The sequence below is a fragment of the Neisseria sp. P0021.S007 genome (genome assembly GCF_051956855.1).
In genome coordinates this window covers 1-537 of record NZ_JBQCXA010001071.1, presented here as the reverse complement: position 1 = coordinate 537, position 537 = coordinate 1, and the positions used below count along the sequence as shown (strand labels likewise).

General features: G+C 54.6%; 1 pseudogene. It reads left to right on the top strand.

The window, feature by feature from the left end:
• Nucleotides 1–537, top strand: a pseudogene (locus tag ACTHUR_RS17580) (hypothetical protein); the annotation flags it as partial.

Here is a 537-nt window from a genome sequence, read left to right as displayed (position 1 = left end):
GTCTGCGCCCTGTCTGGCGAACCCGAACACAGCCTGTTGCGCGAAGCCATGCAGCAATTGGGCGAACGCTGTCGAACACAGTCCGAAATCTGGCAAAACTACCTACAGACAGTCCGCCATCGCCTAAACGAAAAAGACTACCATCCCCAAGCCCTAGATGAAATCTTAGGCTGGCTGCAAACCTACGCCCCGGCAGACAACAAACTGCCGCCGCTATTACAGCTGCGTTTTCAAGCAGCCCGGCTTGCCGCCGACAACCATCGAGGCAGAATGAGTCTGGAAGCCATACAAAGCCTGCTTGATTTGGGCAACCAACTGAAACACGAAGCCGCCCCCGAAGTCGCACAGGTATACAACCGTCTGGCAGTAGCCATCACCAACATATACGAATTCGACTACGCCAAACAAATTCTACAACACGCGCTCAAACTGCCTGAAATCGCCGTCGGCAGGCAGCAATACGGCAGGCTTCTATCGGGTATGGGGCAGATACACGCCTTCTTAGGCGAACACCAAGCCGCCGCATCTTTTTTTGCC